Annotated in this window: 17 protein-coding genes; 12 read left to right on the top strand and 5 right to left on the bottom strand. The window is 62.9% G+C overall.

Annotated elements, in window-relative coordinates; all coding sequences use genetic code 11:
• The 4 genes from ACIQ17_RS21955 to ACIQ17_RS21940 form a co-directional block, all read left to right on the top strand.
• Positions 1 to 1,178, top strand: a 1,178-nt coding sequence (locus tag ACIQ17_RS21955) for a DUF2254 domain-containing protein (RefSeq protein ID WP_398471254.1), incomplete at its 5' end; no start/stop codon positions are given.
• Positions 1,179 to 1,268: 90 nt separating this feature from the next.
• Positions 1,269 to 2,924 (top strand): fumarate hydratase, encoded by a 1,656-nt coding sequence (locus tag ACIQ17_RS21950; RefSeq protein WP_398471252.1) that lies wholly within the window; start codon positions 1,269 to 1,271, stop codon positions 2,922 to 2,924.
• 93 nt (positions 2,925 to 3,017) lie between these two features.
• Positions 3,018 to 4,685 (top strand): DNA recombination protein RmuC, encoded by a 1,668-nt coding sequence (gene rmuC / locus ACIQ17_RS21945; protein WP_398471251.1) that lies wholly within the window; start codon positions 3,018 to 3,020, stop codon positions 4,683 to 4,685.
• A 5-nt stretch (positions 4,686 to 4,690) separates the two neighbouring features.
• Complete coding sequence (locus tag ACIQ17_RS21940; RefSeq protein ID WP_398471249.1) at positions 4,691 to 5,365, top strand: DUF429 domain-containing protein; 675 nt, start codon at positions 4,691 to 4,693, stop codon at positions 5,363 to 5,365.
• A 323-nt stretch (positions 5,366 to 5,688) separates the two neighbouring features.
• Here ACIQ17_RS21940 and ACIQ17_RS21935 read toward each other — a convergent pair whose 3' ends face one another.
• On the bottom strand, positions 5,689 to 6,252 hold the full coding sequence (locus ACIQ17_RS21935) for an inner membrane-spanning protein YciB (RefSeq protein ID WP_398471248.1): 564 nt from the start codon (positions 6,250 to 6,252) through the stop codon (positions 5,689 to 5,691).
• A gap of 96 nt (positions 6,253 to 6,348) precedes the next feature.
• Between ACIQ17_RS21935 and ACIQ17_RS21930 the strand changes: the two genes are divergently transcribed.
• Positions 6,349 to 6,990 (top strand): DUF6321 domain-containing protein, encoded by a 642-nt coding sequence (locus ACIQ17_RS21930; protein ID WP_398471247.1) that lies wholly within the window; start codon positions 6,349 to 6,351, stop codon positions 6,988 to 6,990.
• Positions 6,991 to 7,095: 105 nt separating this feature from the next.
• Positions 7,096 to 7,767, top strand: a complete 672-nt coding sequence (locus tag ACIQ17_RS21925) for an SET domain-containing protein (RefSeq protein ID WP_398471246.1) — start codon at positions 7,096 to 7,098, stop codon at positions 7,765 to 7,767.
• Between the two features lie 66 nt (positions 7,768 to 7,833).
• On the opposite strand, the gene ACIQ17_RS21920 is transcribed toward ACIQ17_RS21925, so the two are convergent.
• On the bottom strand, positions 7,834 to 8,232 hold the full coding sequence (locus tag ACIQ17_RS21920; RefSeq protein WP_398471245.1) for a hypothetical protein: 399 nt from the start codon (positions 8,230 to 8,232) through the stop codon (positions 7,834 to 7,836).
• Positions 8,233 to 8,347: 115 nt separating this feature from the next.
• Between ACIQ17_RS21920 and ACIQ17_RS21915 the strand changes: the two genes are divergently transcribed.
• The gene (locus ACIQ17_RS21915; protein ID WP_398471244.1) at positions 8,348 to 9,163 is read left to right on the top strand and encodes a helix-turn-helix domain-containing protein; all 816 of its coding nucleotides are present in this window, start codon (positions 8,348 to 8,350) and stop codon (positions 9,161 to 9,163) included.
• Positions 9,164 to 9,234: 71 nt separating this feature from the next.
• A complete protein-coding gene (locus ACIQ17_RS21910; protein WP_398471243.1) occupies positions 9,235 to 9,900 on the top strand; it encodes a DsbA family oxidoreductase in 666 nt (221 codons plus the stop codon).
• A gap of 1 nt (position 9,901) precedes the next feature.
• Here the strand turns inward: ACIQ17_RS21910 and ACIQ17_RS21905 are convergent, their stop codons facing one another.
• Positions 9,902 to 11,059, bottom strand: coding sequence for a GNAT family N-acetyltransferase (locus ACIQ17_RS21905; RefSeq protein WP_398471255.1), 1,158 nt, complete (start codon positions 11,057 to 11,059; stop codon positions 9,902 to 9,904).
• 261 nt (positions 11,060 to 11,320) lie between these two features.
• On the opposite strand from ACIQ17_RS21905, the gene ACIQ17_RS21900 reads away from it, so the two are divergent.
• Entirely contained in the window at positions 11,321 to 11,569 is a 249-nt protein-coding gene (locus tag ACIQ17_RS21900) for a hypothetical protein (protein ID WP_398471241.1), read from the top strand.
• A 176-nt stretch (positions 11,570 to 11,745) separates the two neighbouring features.
• On the top strand, positions 11,746 to 13,239 hold the full coding sequence (locus ACIQ17_RS21895) for a caspase domain-containing protein (RefSeq protein WP_398471239.1): 1,494 nt from the start codon (positions 11,746 to 11,748) through the stop codon (positions 13,237 to 13,239).
• Here ACIQ17_RS21895 and ACIQ17_RS21890 read toward each other — a convergent pair.
• Complete coding sequence (locus tag ACIQ17_RS21890; RefSeq protein WP_398471238.1) at positions 13,236 to 13,478, bottom strand: PilZ domain-containing protein; 243 nt, start codon at positions 13,476 to 13,478, stop codon at positions 13,236 to 13,238. The two genes, ACIQ17_RS21895 and ACIQ17_RS21890, sit on opposite strands and share 4 nt — an antisense overlap.
• Before the next feature lie 250 nt (positions 13,479 to 13,728).
• Here ACIQ17_RS21890 and ACIQ17_RS21885 point away from each other — a divergent pair, with 250 nt between their 5' ends.
• Positions 13,729 to 14,031 (top strand): HdeA/HdeB family chaperone, encoded by a 303-nt coding sequence (locus tag ACIQ17_RS21885; RefSeq protein ID WP_398471236.1) that lies wholly within the window; start codon positions 13,729 to 13,731, stop codon positions 14,029 to 14,031.
• A 136-nt stretch (positions 14,032 to 14,167) separates the two neighbouring features.
• The gene (locus tag ACIQ17_RS21880) at positions 14,168 to 14,437 is read left to right on the top strand and encodes a hypothetical protein (protein ID WP_398471234.1); all 270 of its coding nucleotides are present in this window, start codon (positions 14,168 to 14,170) and stop codon (positions 14,435 to 14,437) included.
• A gap of 43 nt (positions 14,438 to 14,480) precedes the next feature.
• Here ACIQ17_RS21880 and ACIQ17_RS21875 read toward each other — a convergent pair whose 3' ends face one another.
• Entirely contained in the window at positions 14,481 to 14,693 is a 213-nt protein-coding gene (locus ACIQ17_RS21875) for a DUF6894 family protein (protein WP_398471233.1), read from the bottom strand.
• Between the last annotated feature and the right edge of the window lie 375 nt (positions 14,694 to 15,068).

Genomic DNA, 15,068 nt, shown 5'->3' with positions numbered 1-15,068 from the left:
GTCGTCGCAGCCCTGGGGGCATTGTTACGGATCGGCTGATCTCCCAGACATTGTCCAGCCAGATTGGCGCCGATGCAGTGGACCGCATCCTCGGCATCATGGCGGCGAGCATGCTGACGGTGGCGACCTTCTCCATTTCCACCATGGTGCAGGCTTTCGCCTCCGCGGCGACCGGGGCAACGCCGCGCGCTGCGCAACTGGTGATCGAGGACCGCACGGCGCAGCAGGCACTGGCGACCTTCATCGGCGCTTTTGTGTTCAGCCTTGTCGGGCTGATTGCGTTGTCCACCGGCGCCTATGGTTCGAGCGGCCGGCTGGTGTTGTTCGCGGCCACCATCGCGGTCGTGGTGCTGATCGTGGTGATGCTGCTGCGCTGGATTCACCGGCTGTCGCGACTCGGTCGGCTCGGCGAGACCATCGATCAGGTCGAGCGGGCGACCCTGGCGGCGATCGAACGACGTCGTGCAGAGCCCTGCTTTGGGGCGCGCCGCGCGCCGTCGGCCGAGCCCGCGGGGCATCCGGTTGTCGCGGGCGAGGTCGGTTATATCCGGCGCTTCGATATCGTCGCATTGTCCAAACTCGCGGAAGCCCATGACGTCGATATCTGCGTTTCGGTGCTGCCCGGCACCTTTGTCACGCGTGGCCGCAAGCTGGCGGTCATTGTGGGGCGCGGCGCTGCGCACGCCGAGCCGGACGACCTGGCGCGCGGGATCGCCGACTGCTTCCTGATCGGTGACCAGCGCTCTTATGAGCAGGATCCGCGTTTCGGTCTGGTCGTGTTGTCGGAGATCGCCGCGCGCGCCTTGCCGCCGGCCGTGATCGACGCCGGCACGGTGATCGATGTCATCGGCACCATCGTCCGGTTGTTGTCGCGCTGGACGGACGGGGCGGATCGGACCTCGGATGACATCCGTTATCCCCGCATCGCGGTCCCTGCGATCGCCGCGGACGATCTGCTCGATGACGGTTTCGGTTCCATCGCGCGGCAGGGGGCCAATGTCCTGGAGGTTGGCGTCCGCTTGCAAAAAGGGCTGCGCGCGCTCGCCGCTCTCGGCGATGCCGACATGACGGAGGCCGCCCTGGCTCATGCCGAACAGGCGCTGGAACGGGCGCGCCAGCGGCTCGATTTCGAACCGGACCGCGAACGGCTTGTTCGGGCCGCCGCCGGAGAGATGTAGGGGAGGGATGGGATGTAATTTTGAACCCTTCAAAACTCTTCGGAAACCTCCTAAAAGGGCTCCAAATTTCTGTCCCTTGAGGCCCGTCCCATGAACGCTCCCGCCGCTTTCCCCGACCAGCAGAAGCCGGTTCCGCCCTATAAGCACACCCCGCTGTTCCCGCTGGGCAAGGACACCACCCCCTACAAGAAGATCACCTCCGAGGGCGTGAGCGTCGAGAAGGTGCTGGGCAAGGACATGCTGGTGGTGTCGCGCGATGCGCTGAAGGCGCTCAGCGAGGCCGCTTTTGGCGACATCAACCACTATCTGCGCCCGGGCCATCTGCAGCAGCTGCGCAACATCCTCGATGACAGCGAAGCATCGCCTAACGACAAGTTCGTCGCCTTCGACTTCCTGAAGAATGCGAACATTGCCGCCGGCGGCGTGCTGCCGATGTGCCAGGACACCGGCACCGCCATCATCATGGGCAAGAAAGGCTGCAACGTCATCACCGATGGCGAGGACGAGGCCGCACTCAGCGAAGGTGCGCGCGATGCCTATCTGCGCCGCAACCTGCGTTACTCGCAGGTCGCGCCGCTGACCATGTACGAAGAGAAGAACACGGCCAACAACATGCCGGCACAGTGCGAGATCTATGCCGAGGGCGACGACGCCTACAAGTTCATGTTCATGGCCAAGGGCGGCGGCTCCGCCAACAAGAGCTTCCTGTTCCAGGCCACGCCATCGGTGCTGACCAAGGATCGCTTGCTCGCGTTCCTCAAGGAAAAGATCATGACCTTGGGCACCGCTGCGTGCCCGCCTTACCATCTCGCCATCGTCATCGGCGGCACCTCTGCCGAACTGTGCATGAAGACGGTGAAGCTCGCGTCTGCCCGTTACCTCGACGCGCTGCCCACCCAGGGCTCGCCGGACGGCAATGCCTTCCGCGATCTGGAGATGGAGCAGGAAATCCTCAAGATGACGCAGTCCTCCGGCGTCGGCGCGCAGTTCGGTGGCAAGTATTTTTGCCACGACGTGCGCGTCATCCGCCTGCCGCGTCACGGCGCGTCCCTGCCCATCGGCCTCGGCGTATCCTGCTCGGCGGATCGTCAGGTGCTCGGCAAGATCACCAAGGACGGCGTCTATCTCGAAGAGCTCGAGCATAACCCTGCGCAATACCTGCCGCAGATGGAGCAGGCGCTCGGCGGCGAGGTCGTGAAGATCGACCTCAACCAGCCGATGAAGGACATGCTGGCGACGCTCAGCAAATATCCGACCAAGACCCGCCTCTCGCTCACCGGCACCATGATCGTTGCGCGCGACAGTGCGCATGCCAAGCTGCGCGAGCGCCTGGAAAAGGGCGAGCCGCTGCCGGATTATTTCAAGAACCATCCGGTCTATTACGCCGGCCCGGCCAAGACTCCGGAAGGCTACGCCTCCGGCGCCTTCGGCCCGACCACGGCTGGCCGCATGGATTCCTTCGTCGATCAGTTCCAGGCGGCTGGCGGCTCCATGGTGATGGTGGCCAAGGGCAACCGTGCGGTGGCCGTGCGCGAGGCCTGCAAGAAATATGGCGGCTTCTATCTCGGCTCGATCGGCGGCACCGCGGCGAATCTCGCCGAGCACTGCATCAAGAAGGTCGAAGTGGTCGAGTATCCCGAACTCGGGATGGAAGCGATCTGGAAGATCGAGGTCGAGGATTTCCCGGCCTTCATTATCATCGATGACAAGGGCAACGACTTCTTCAAGGAACTGAACCTGGGCTGAGTCGTCCCCGGTTTCCGCAACCTTCCATCGCCATGGAGGGTTGCGGGACTCTTCTACTCTCGCTAGAACAAAAAGAGTACGCGAGAGATGCCTGTGACCGAATTTGCTCCTTATTTCCCGATCGCCACGCTGGCCTTGGCCTTCATTGCCGCGCTGTTTGCGATCGTGGCCGTCATCGTGGTTGCGCGCCGTCCGGTTGCGCTAGAGCGCGCCGAGCTCAGCGAGCTGCTGCGTTTCGAGGGCGACGCCATTCGCCAGGCCTCCGATGCGGAGATCCGCGCGGTACGACAAGAACTGCTGCAGACCATGAACCAGCAGCAGGGCGCCGCGGCGGATATGATGCTGAAGCTTGAAGACCGCTTACTCAAACAGGTCGATAACTTTGGCCAGCGCTTGGCCATATCCAACCAGACCACCGAAGCCCGTATCAACGACATCGGCACCAAGCTGAATGCGGATATCGGCCGAATGGAGCAGGGCTTTACAGCCAATCGCGAGGCGTTGCGCACGATGGTCGAGCTCAAGCTCGATCAGTCTGGTGCTGCGCATGCAGACTCCGCGCGCAACCTGCGTGAAGAGCTCAACAACAGTTTCCACAGCCTGCGCCAGAATGTGGCCGGCACGCTGGGCGAGATCAGCAATCACCAGAAGGAACGTCTCGACGCCACCAAGCTGGCGATTGACGAACTCACCCGCACTCAGGGGCAAAGCGGCGAGCAGCTGCGCCAGACGGTGGAGGGCCGGCTCGATCAGCTGCGCACCGAAAATGCTGCCGAGCTCGAGAAGGTTCGCACCACTGTCGATGAAAAGCTGCAGACCACGCTGGAGACGCGGCTAAACGAGAATTTCGGCCGTGTGGTCGAACAGCTCAACAAGGCCTACGAGGTGTTCGGCGAGATGCGCAGCATCTCAACCCACGTTGGCGACCTCAAGAACGTCCTCACCAATCCCAAACTGCGTGGCACCTTTGGTGAGGTGCAGCTGGCGATGCTGCTGCAGGATTTCCTGTCGCCGACGCAATATATCAAGGACGCGCAGATCAAGCCGAATTCGGCCGAGCGCGTCGAATATGCGATCCGCCTGCCGATGCTCGACGGCGACGAGATGTTGCTGCCGGTGGACGCGAAATTCCCGCGCGAGGATCACGAGCACATGCTCGAGGCGCTGGAAGCCAATGATGTCGAGCTGGCGACGCATTTCCGCAAGCAACTGGAAAACCGCATCAAGTCTTTCGCCAAGGATATCGCGAAAAAGTACATCAATCCGCCGCGCACCACCGAGCGCGCCATCCTGTTCTTGCCGACCGAGAGCCTGTTCGCCGAGGTGCTGCGCATTCCCGGCCTGTTCGATCACGTTCAGCGCGAATGCAATGTGATGCTGGCGGGGCCGACGACCTTCGCCGCCATCCTGCACGCCTTCCAGGTCAATCACCGCTCCATGGTGATTGCCGAGCGCTCCGGGGATGTCTGGAAGATCCTCAGCGCCGTTCGTACCGAGTTCAAGCGCTACAACGATACGGTGGGCAAGGTCGCCCGCCAGCTCAACACGGCGGCGGGATCGGTGGCTGAGCTCGACAAGCGCAGCCGCTTGATGGACCGCGCGCTGCGCGACGTTGCGATCATGCCAGATGACGGCAGTGCTGCGAAAATGCTGGGGCTCAACGGGGCGCTGCCCGATGATGGCGATGACCCCCTCACTCATGCGATCGGCGGGGCAGCACGAGACGCGTTGCTGGATGAAGACGCGCCGTCGCCGGACTGACGCGCATGATCGCTGTCGGTCTCGATGGTTTCCGCAACGGCTGGGTCGCCGTCACCATCGATGGCGATCAGCGCAGCATCGCCTTTCCACCAAACGTTTCCTGGTTGGCGACGCGGGACGTCCACCGCGCGGCCATCGATATTCCCATCGGCATGACCGAGGACGGCGATCGCCTGTGCGATCGTCTGGCCCGCGCGCAGTTGAAACCGCATGGTGCGCGTGTGTTTTCCGGCGCACGCCGCTGGCTGTGGGACAAGTTCGATGATCCCGCCAGCGCCAACCGGGAGGCGGTGCGTCGCGGCGAGACGCGCATATCGCTACAGCTCTGGCATATCGGCGCCAAGATCATGGAGGTGGATGCGTTCATTCGGACCCATCGGCATCTCGATCTCCGCGAAGCTCATCCCGAACTGGTCTTCCTGCGCTTGAATGCGGGCAAGCCGTTGCCGTCAAAACACTCGGAAGAGGGGCTCGCATTGCGTCGCGTGCTTCTCGGCGCAAATGGCTTTTCCGATCTCGATGACTGGTTGACCATCAGACGTCGCGGCACCGGTGCGAAACGCGACGATGTGCTCGACGCCTGTGCTGTGGCGCTCGCCGCAAACGCACCCGGCGGTGCTTTGCCCGGAGCCAATGCCAAGCGCGATGCGTACGGACTGCCGATGCAGATCTGGTTCTGATGCCGTCATCCCGCGGGACGCCGGCCCGTTGTGCGGCGAATCATCGAAGCGGACTCGACACAGCGCGACTCACATATTCATCGTCCATGCGGTCGGTTAACCACGATCTGCGGGACTCGATTCTGTCCGGACTCGCAAGCCTGTGCAGCAAAAAGAAAAGCGGTGACGACTCGGCCCGTCCTGTTTCAATGGCGATCGGAACTGATCCGGGATTCGGGGCGAGCCATGATCGATGCTTTGCGGATGAATGTGACGGTGGTGGCGCTGCTCGCGACAGCGAGCGCGATCAACGGCGTCATGTTCTATCACTATCTCTGAGACCATCATTGCGCCGCTGCCGCTGCGGCGGCGCGCAGCCGCCGCGCGACCAGCACGCGGAAGATGACATACTGGATCGCAAAGGCCGCCACCTTGGCGCCGATCAGCACCACCGTCACATAGAACGTCCATAGCTTCATGTCGCCGCTGAGCGCCGCGCCAATGGTGCCAGCACCGAGGGCGAACATCAGTGCAGCCCAGGCATAGCCCGCGATCGTGACGTAGTCAGGGATCGTTTCGCGCACGATCGGCGGAACGTAGCGCAGCGCCCAGCCCTTGCGCAGCATGATGGCGCCGATGGCGAAGTGGCCGATGCTCGGTTTCGCCAGCACGAAGCGCGGATCATGGGTGAGCAGCGTCGCGCCGCCCAGCACCACCACCAGACCGAGACTGGCATAGGTCATGACGTCGAGCCGCTCCCTCTTGATCCGAGCATAGATCAACTGAGCGATGGCGCCGACGATGGCGACGCAAGTCGCCAGCAGCACGTCACCGGTGATCAGATAGAGCGCCAGGAAGACGATGGTCGAGAAGAAATCCTGGCCGAGCTTGGCGAGTGCGTCCTTCATCACTAGGCTCCGGATACCGTTTGCGGGCTATCATTGCATGTAAAGATACCGGTGTCGCGGCGGGAAACCCTGCTTGCCATTGTGCGTTGGTCGCGCATGGCCAAGAAAAGCACGCCGAAGACAAGCACACGCAAGGCTCCCTGGAAACGCAGCAATCCGCGCAAGCGCGCCGGCAAGGCGTCGAAGCATCTCACGCCGGCGAAGAAAGCTGCCGCCAAGGCCAGCGCCAAACGCGCCGGCCGGCCCTATCCCAATCTCGTGGACAATATGCGCATGGCAAAGTCAGCGAAGAAGACCGCCAAGAAGTCGGCGAAAAAAGCGACGAAGAAGACCGCGAAGAAAACCACCAAGAAGAAGTCCGCCAGGAAGACCACGAAAAAGGCAGCCAAGAAAAAGACTGCCCGAAAGGCTGAGAAGGACCCCAAGGGTGGTCTTACAGCGGCGGGGCGGAAAGCTTTTGCCAAGAAGGACGGCGCGCATCTCAAGCCAGGTGTGACCAAGAAGGCGTCCGAGATGACGCCGACCGAGATGCGCCGCAAGGGCAGCTGGGCGGTGCGCTTCTATGGTCGTGCCAAGCTGCCGCCTCTGGTCGATAGCGAGGGCCGCCCGACGCGGCACGCCTTGTCGGCCCATGCCTGGGGCGAGCCTGTGCCGAAGACCGTGGCGGCTGCACGAAAAATAGCGGCCAGAGGCGAGCGACTGCTGGAGCGCTATCGGAAGGCAAAGAAGCGCGCGTAAAGCCGTGAATATGCGCATTCTTTGGCCGGCGCGCCGCTGGCACGCGTGGTGGAATCGATCTAGAAGGTGAGATCATTCTCCGTCAGCAGTGTTAGTTCCCGCCTCATGCCCGTCTCCACCGCCTCGAAGCCCTATCGCATCGGCCGCTCCAAGACCGGTCTCGGCCTGTTCGCCACCCAGCCGATTAAGAAGGGCGTCAAGATCATCCAGTATTTCGGCCCGCTGCTGGATTCGAAGAACGAGAAGCACGACGCCATCGAGAACAAATATCTGTTCCAGATCAGCAAGCGCTGGACCGTGGACGGCTCGATCCGCAAGAACGTCGCGCGCTATATCAATCATTCCTGCAAGCCGAACGCCGAGTCCGACGTCAATCCGGCGAAGAAGAAGATCATCATCCGTTCGATCAAGAAGATCCAGCCGGGTGAAGAGATCAACTACGATTACGGCACGGAATATTTCAAAGAATATCTGAAGCCGATCGGCTGCAAATGCGAGGGCTGCGAAGCCAAGCGCGCGAAAAAGCGCGCCAAACTCCGCGCCGAAAAAGCCAAGGCCAAGGAAAAGGCTGAGCGCAAGGAGCAGAAGCAGGCCGACAAGGCCAAGCGCAAGAAGGACAAGGCCAAGGCCAAAAAGGCTGACGTCAAGAAGGCGCTGAAGAAAGCACCGAAGGCTGCCGCGAAGAAGGCCAAGGCCGCCAAGAAGGCGAAGACCGTCGGCGAGAAGGTGCCGGCAAAGAAAGCCAAAGCTGGCAAGGCCAAAGCGAAGAAAGCGTGAAACACGCCGTCACCTCTCCCTTGCAGGAGAGATGACGGTGAGTACGCCGGGACTTTACGAGTCCTCTCAGGCCGCCTGAGCCGCACTGCTCTTGCGCAACCCAGTGAACTGCAGCTCCGCAAACACGCCCACAGCAATCGCCTGCGCGGCGACGAACAGCTGCCCCAGCAGGTTCGGATTCACCGCGCCGGAGAACAGCAGGCCGATGCTGCCGAGGGTCCAGGCGGCGTTGCCGATGATGACTGCAAGCACCAGCAGCTTCGGCATGGTGGCGCGGGTTCCCAGCCAGCCGATGAATGCCACATAGACGATCAGGAACAGGCCGGATTGCAGCAGCAGCGCATCGGGCAGGTGGGTCAGCCCGGCCACGAGACCGGTCGCGAAAGTGAGTAGCAGGGCCATGGCGCCGCTGACGACGGCGTCGATCTGGATGGCGCGGCGGAGCAGCAGGGACGGATTGATCATGGTCGTTCTCCTTCGGTTATCGGTTGCGATGTGCCGAAGATGGCCGCCCCGCGGAGGCAAATCGATTACCTCGGAGGTCATGGAAGCGCGAAAATCTGCATGTTAGCGTTTTACCATGATCACACAGCTCGCAACTGCGCTCCACAGCCGCCCCATGGCCATCGGCGATCACCTGCGCGAATGGCGCCAGCGTCGCCGCCTCAGCCAGCTCGATCTCGCCGGCGACGCCGAGATCTCCACCCGCCATCTGAGCTTCGTCGAGACCGGCCGTTCGGCGCCGTCACGCGACATGGTGCTGCGGCTCGCCGAACGGCTCGATGTGCCCTTGCGCGAGCGCAACGTGCTGCTGGTGGCCGCCGGTTTCGCGCCGGCCTTTCCGCAGCGGACGCTCGACGATCCCGCTCTCGCTTCCGCGCGGCAGGCCATCGATCTCGTGCTGAAAGCCCATGAGCCGCATCCGGCGCTGGCCGTGGACCGGCACTGGAATCTGGTTTCGGCGAACAACATGATCATGCCGCTGCTCGCGGGCATTCCTGTTGAGCTACTGACGCCCCCCATCAATGTGCTCAGGCTCAGTTTCCATCCGCAGGGCCTCGCGGCCCGCACGGTCAATCTCGGCGAATGGTGCGCGCATCTGCTTGAACGGCTGCACCGGCAATGCGAGTCGACGGCAGATCCCGAGCTCATCAAGCTGTATCAGGAGCTGAAGACCTATCCGGTGCCGGCACGCGCAGCGCCCATCGCTGCGGACAGTGTCGTGGTCCCATTTCGCATGAAGCTCGGCGATGACGTCTTGAGCTTCATGTCCACCACCATGACCTTCGGCACGCCGCTGGACATCACGCTCGCCGAAATCGCCATCGAGACCTTTTTTCCGGCGGATGCTGCGACCACCCAAAAGCTGCGGGCGCTGGCGGCTCGTCCTGACTGAGGGAACCGCGGTCTTGCCGCATCGGCCCGTGCGGCCTATCTGTGGTCAACCAAGAATGCAGGGAGCAAGCCATGAGCACCATCAAGCCGCTTCAGATCGATATCGTCTCCGACGTCGTGTGCCCGTGGTGCTACATCGGCAAGCGCCGGATCGAGAATGCGCTGGCACTGGCCCCCGAAGTGCCGGTCCATGTGAACTGGCGGCCGTTCTTCCTCAATCCCTGGATTCCGCCAGAGGGCATCGATCGCTCGACCTATCTCGAGACCAAGTTTGGTTCGGTGGATGCCTATAAGGGCATCGCGCAACGCGTCGTCGCCGCGGCGGAAGAGGAGGGGCTGAGCTACCAGCCGGACTCGGTGAAGCGCCAGCCCAACACCATCGACTGCCACCGCCTGATCCTGTGGGCGGATGCGATCGGCAAATCGGCCGAAATGAAGCAGAAGCTGATGGAGTTGTACTTCCGCGACGGCGGTGATCTCACCCAAACGGAGACGCTGGTGCAGGCTGCTGCCGATATCGGCCTCGATGCGGATGACGTGCGCAAGCGGCTCGCCACCGATGAGGATGTCGCGAAGATTTCCGCTGATGCCAAGGAAGCATCCGATAAAGGCATTTCCGGCGTGCCGACTTATGTCTTTGCGCAGAAATATGCGGTGTCCGGCGCGCAGGATCCGGACAAGCTGGCGCGCGCCATCCGGCAGATTTCAGCCGAGATCAATGCAGAGGCTGCGGAGTAGCTCAGCGGCTGCGCAGCCGCTGCACGATACGCTTCGCCCCTTCGCGCATGTGATGCCGCAGCGATAGCGCTCCATACGTCAGCGCCGCCACCGGATCGTTCCTGTACAGCGGCAAAACCACGTCGCCGATGGCGAGGCGCTCACGCCAGATCGGATCGATCATCGGATGTCCCGGTGCCGCAGTGGAATCCGCGGAGGCGATAGCGGGATCAGTGCACAGGTGGCGGGTGACGTCGAGGGTGAGCTGGACGCCCGGAGAATATTTGCCGAAGCGCTCATCGATGCCGATCTTGAAGTAATAGGCACGATCGAGATGGCGGACCATCACGCCTGACGCCACTGCGGCATCGCCGACTTTCAGCGTGACGATCTCGCATTGGCCACGGGCGGCGAGGGCGCGCGTCGCCCGGCGAATGAAGGCTTCGTCGCCGGCCTGCTGCTGCAGTGCTGTGCCGCGCTTGCCTTTCCAGCCACTGGCTTCCAATGCCAGGAATGCGTCGAGTGCAGCGGTCACTTCATCGGGCGTGCGGGCGACCTCGAATGTCACCGCGCCATGTTCGGCAAGCCGATTGCGCTGGCGGCGCAACTCTTTCAGTTTTTTCGCGCCGAGCCCGTCGCGCAGCACCTCATCGGCATCACGGGTGGCGTCGAGGCCGGCACGGACATGGGAAGTGATGACGCGTGGGGCCAGTCCCTGTTCGGCCAGCGCATCGTGCATCGCAGCCATCGCGGGGCCTTCCAGCGCGACATTGCGAAACACGATGGCGCGGACGCCGTTCTGCCGGGCCTGGGTGAACAGCGCCGCGGCTGCCTCGCGCGCTGCATGGCGGTCGAGCAGCGGTGTAGACAGCGTGCCATAGGCGTCCGCATTGACCAGCACAGGGAGCGGCAGCCGATAGGCGCGGCGGAGCGAGACGACAGGCAGCAGGCCGATCAGGCTGCCATGGCGCCAGGCGGTCAGCGCCGAAACATCGGTCAGGCCGTGCGCCGTGGCGTTCACGGCCAGTTCCCATTCGGCGAGATAGTAGCCATTGGGCTCGACGGCGCGCGCTTCCAGCTCGTGCCAGGCATCGTCCGGGACGTCGACCAGCGACACATACGCGTCCTGCCGCGCCGTGGACGGGCGTTGCTGCGCCACCGGCTCGTCGGCTGCATGCATGGCTACCGAACTGGGTAGATTGACCACGTCCCGTTTCCCCTCTGGAATCGTGACAATAGACGAAACATGCCAAGATCTGGTTCGCACCTGCCAGCAATGCGCATCATTCCGGTCACCGACCGTTCACCAAGGCGACCCGGAAAATGCCATGATTTCAATGGCTATGACGCAGATGCGCTGTCCCGGGCCTGCGCTCGCTGGCCGCAGGGACTAGGAAATTGGCGCAACAACGCGCTATTGAGGGGGCAGAGGGGTATTCGCATGAAAGCATTCGTTCTCGCCGTAGCCGTTCTGGCAGCCTTCGCGACATCGGCATCCGCTCAGGTGAGCACCGGTCGCGAGGAGAAAAGCCCGCACGCCAATCCGCCCGAGCCGCCCAAGCCCGACGACAAGGCTTACAAGGCTGCGCTCCAGCGCATTCCGGATCCCAAGCAGAAATACGATCCGTGGGGCGGCGTCGCGCCCGCCGCACCAAGCCCGGCACCGGCCGCAGCGGCCAAGAAGAAATAGTCGGCGCTCCACGATCTGCCGCGCGGCTCGCCGTGAACCGCGCCAATCCCCGTCGCGACCAAAAAAGCGAGTAGCGGCAGCCCGTCGCATTGTTGCTGCGCGGGCTGCCTGATTTCACTTGCAGTCAGGCGGGATCGATCCGCCGCGCATGCCGGCCGGGCCGGGGAGGTCGTTCGATGATGGGTCGTGTCGTCCGCAAAGCCGTGATCGCTGCTGCCGTGCTGTTCAGCAGCTCCGCCGCCTTCGCTGAAAGCCGGGTGGCGCTGGTGATCGGCCAGTCCGCCTATAAGGCGGTGACCCCGCTGCCGAATCCCGCCAACGACGCCAAGGCGATGGCGGCCATGCTCACCGATGCCGGCTTCGAAGTGCAGTCGGCCTCCGATCTCACGCAGAACGAATTGCGCGCGAAGCTCAGCGCATTTGCCGCCACTGTTGCCGCAAAGGGACCCGACACCACGTCGCTGGTGTTTTATGCCGGCCACGGCGTGCAGGTCGATGGCGAGAACTATCTGATGCCGGTGGATATCGATCCCAAACGCGAGATCGACGTCACGCTGCAGGCGGTGCGCCTCAACGACATCCTCAACACGCTGAATGCGCTACCGAGCAAGAGCCGCATCATCCTGCTCGATGCCTGTCGCAACAACCCGTTCCCGGCCATCAGCAAGGCGCCGCGCGGCCTCGCCCATGTGGACGTGAAGTTCGGTGCGCCCGGAACGATGCTGTCCTTCTCGACTGCGCCCGGCGCAGAAGCCGAAGACGGCAGCGGCGCCAACAGCCCCTATACGACGGCGCTGCTGAAGGCGGGCCGCGAGCCGGGCATTCCCATCGAGGAAGCGTTCAAGCGCGTGCGCCTGGATGTCAACCTGGCCACCCAGGGACGCCAGACTCCGTGGGAAAGCTCGTCGCTCGTCAGCGATTTCCGCTTCTTCGGCACGGCGGCCGACCTCAAGCCACCGGCTGGCGAGGTCAAGGCTGCAGACACAAAGGCGGGTGTCCAGGTCGCCGCCCGCGGAAGCGCTGATGCCGGTGAGCCCAGCGCTCCGGTCAAGAAGCGCTCCGCCGAGGATTGGAAGAAGGAGCTGAAGGGCAAGGACATCCAGCAGGCGCACGATATGATCGTGTTCGACGGCTCGGTGGAAGCCTATGAGGCCTTTGTCAGCCTCTATGCTGCGCCGCCTTTCGGACCGGAGGCCAGGGACTGGCTCGACCGCCACTACCGGATGGTCGCCTGGAACATCGCCGTGATCACCAATACCGTGTCGTCCTACGAAACATTCCTGGCCAAATATCCTGACAGCGAACAGGCAGTGACGGCGCGGGGGCTGATCGAACGCGTGCGCAATAAGCCGGAGTCGGCAGCCGGTGCTGCTGCGACGACCAATGTCGCCGCTCTGGCGTCACCGGCGCCGACCTGTCCCTGCAACGCGCCACCATCGGCCGCTCCAGCCTCGAAGAAGGCCGAGAAGCCGGCCAAGGCCGATGCCGCGAAGAAGCGTGCTGAGCGTACGCCGCCCCGCCGCGAGATTATCGAGGAAGAAATCGTGGTGCGGCGTCCGCCGGCCGTCTACTACGCACCGCCTGCGCGCATCTATGGTGGCGGCGGATATGGGGGCGGCTACAGCCGTGGCGGTTACGGCGGCGGCTACAATGGCGGCGGCCGCTACTAATCGAAGGCGATGCCGATCTGGCGGTCGCTGTTCCACACCGGTCGGCCGCGACGGATGAACTGGTCGGTCTCGATCACCAGATGAAACTGGGCTGGAATGCCGACCGGGCTGGGCACATCGACGCGTGCACCCGAGCTTGAGATGTTGCGCACGGTGCAATCCACGCCCCCGCCACCGAGGAAAGTCAGCATGCCCCGCTTCAAGACCCGCTGGCGCGGATGTTGCCGTCGTTCGATCATGGCCGTTGTCCGTATCGTCTCCATGCGGCAAGCTTAGCCGTATCATCTTGCCGTTCATTGAAACCGATCGCAGAGATCGGGGCCTGGCGATTTACGTTTCGTGAAGATGTGGCAGGCAATTACCGGCAAAATTTCAGGGAAACTTCAGATTCTCCCGGTTCCCGCGGTGCTAACGTCGCGGACGAGCGCTTCAGGCACGGGCCTGCATCAGCGGGCCGCTGGCGTTTATTTCCATTGGGGAGAGAACTGCATGAAGACCGCCAGCACCTTGCTCGCATCGCTGATCGCATTCGCCGTCACGCCCGTTGTCATGTCGGCCAAGGCGGTGGTGCTCGACCTCTCGGTGATGTCGTGCAGGCAATTCATCGAGTCCAAGCCGGACGATATCGCGATGGTGCTGACCTGGATCGACGGCTGGTACAAGGGCGATTCCGACGAAGCGCTGATCGACACCGAGGTGTTCACCGAGAACGCCAAGAAATTCGGCGCTTATTGTGCGACCAATCCCGGCGTCAGCATCGTCACCGCTGCCGAGCGGATACTCGGCAAATAGACATTCCGGGCTGCGGCCTTGTGTCCGGACATGTCCGGGTGGGCCTGCAGGGCAGGACGGGACTGCTTTCGCGTGCTTGGCGTGCGCGAAGGGCAGGTGGTATAAGGGCTCCGACTTTCACGGAGCCTTTAATATCATGAGATTGCTCAGCGTCGTCGCCGTGCTCGCGTCACTCACCGGACCTGCCTCCGCACAGATGCTGAATCTGTTGCCGGAGCTGAAGACCATGACGCCGGAGGAGAAGGAGCAGGAAGCGATCCGGCAGAAGGCCTACCGCGATTCCCTGCGCCAGATTCCGAACAACAGCAACTCGGTCGATCCGTGGGGCAATGTCCGCAGCGATGCGCCCAAGGCCGCCGCTCCGGCCAAGCAGCCGCGCACCAAGACCGGCAACGCAACGCATTAAGCCCTGCGCAGGAACCGTGTGGCGCCCGGGTAGTCGTTCGGGCTCAACTGTTCCATGACGACAGCGGCACCTCGAACATGCCGCCGGCATCTTCATTCTCCACGACGATGGCGCCGGTGAGTGCGCCGGTGGTTCTCACCAGCTCGGCCGCAAGTTCGCGCGCATGCTTCATGGCATCCTGTTCGGACGCGAAGCTGGTACCTTCGTCGTCAAGAAAGGTGCGCTCGGAGATGATGTGAAAATAAAATCGCGGCAACGGAGACGACCACATCTGGGACGCGTCAAACTGATTGACAGCACCTGAGGTTGCCGTCGGATGATGGTACCGCTAACGCAAGTCATTCGGCGCGTCGACAAGAATCGTACGATTTTGCGGCTAATGCGCGGCTTTTTTTAAGTTGCAGCCGTGTGGTTCCGGTTGTGGGGCCCGCGCGGTGGTGAATGTGGTAAAAAGATACGGTGTTGGGCGGTTATCCGATGCCTGATCTAATGCCTCCCGCAGGTGGTGATGATGGCTGACTACGTGTTCTGGGCGGCGATCGCCGTGATGATCGCCGCCAGCATTTTTTTCGCGCCGCGGATCGCGCGAGACCGTATCGTCATGCAATGGGCGCTCGACGGCCGACCGGTC

The organism is Tardiphaga sp. (assembly GCF_044340795.1).
Lineage (GTDB): Bacteria > Pseudomonadota > Alphaproteobacteria > Rhizobiales > Xanthobacteraceae > Tardiphaga.
The sequence above is the reverse complement of the archived record's forward strand: the minus strand, read 5'-3'. Positions and strand labels throughout refer to the sequence as shown.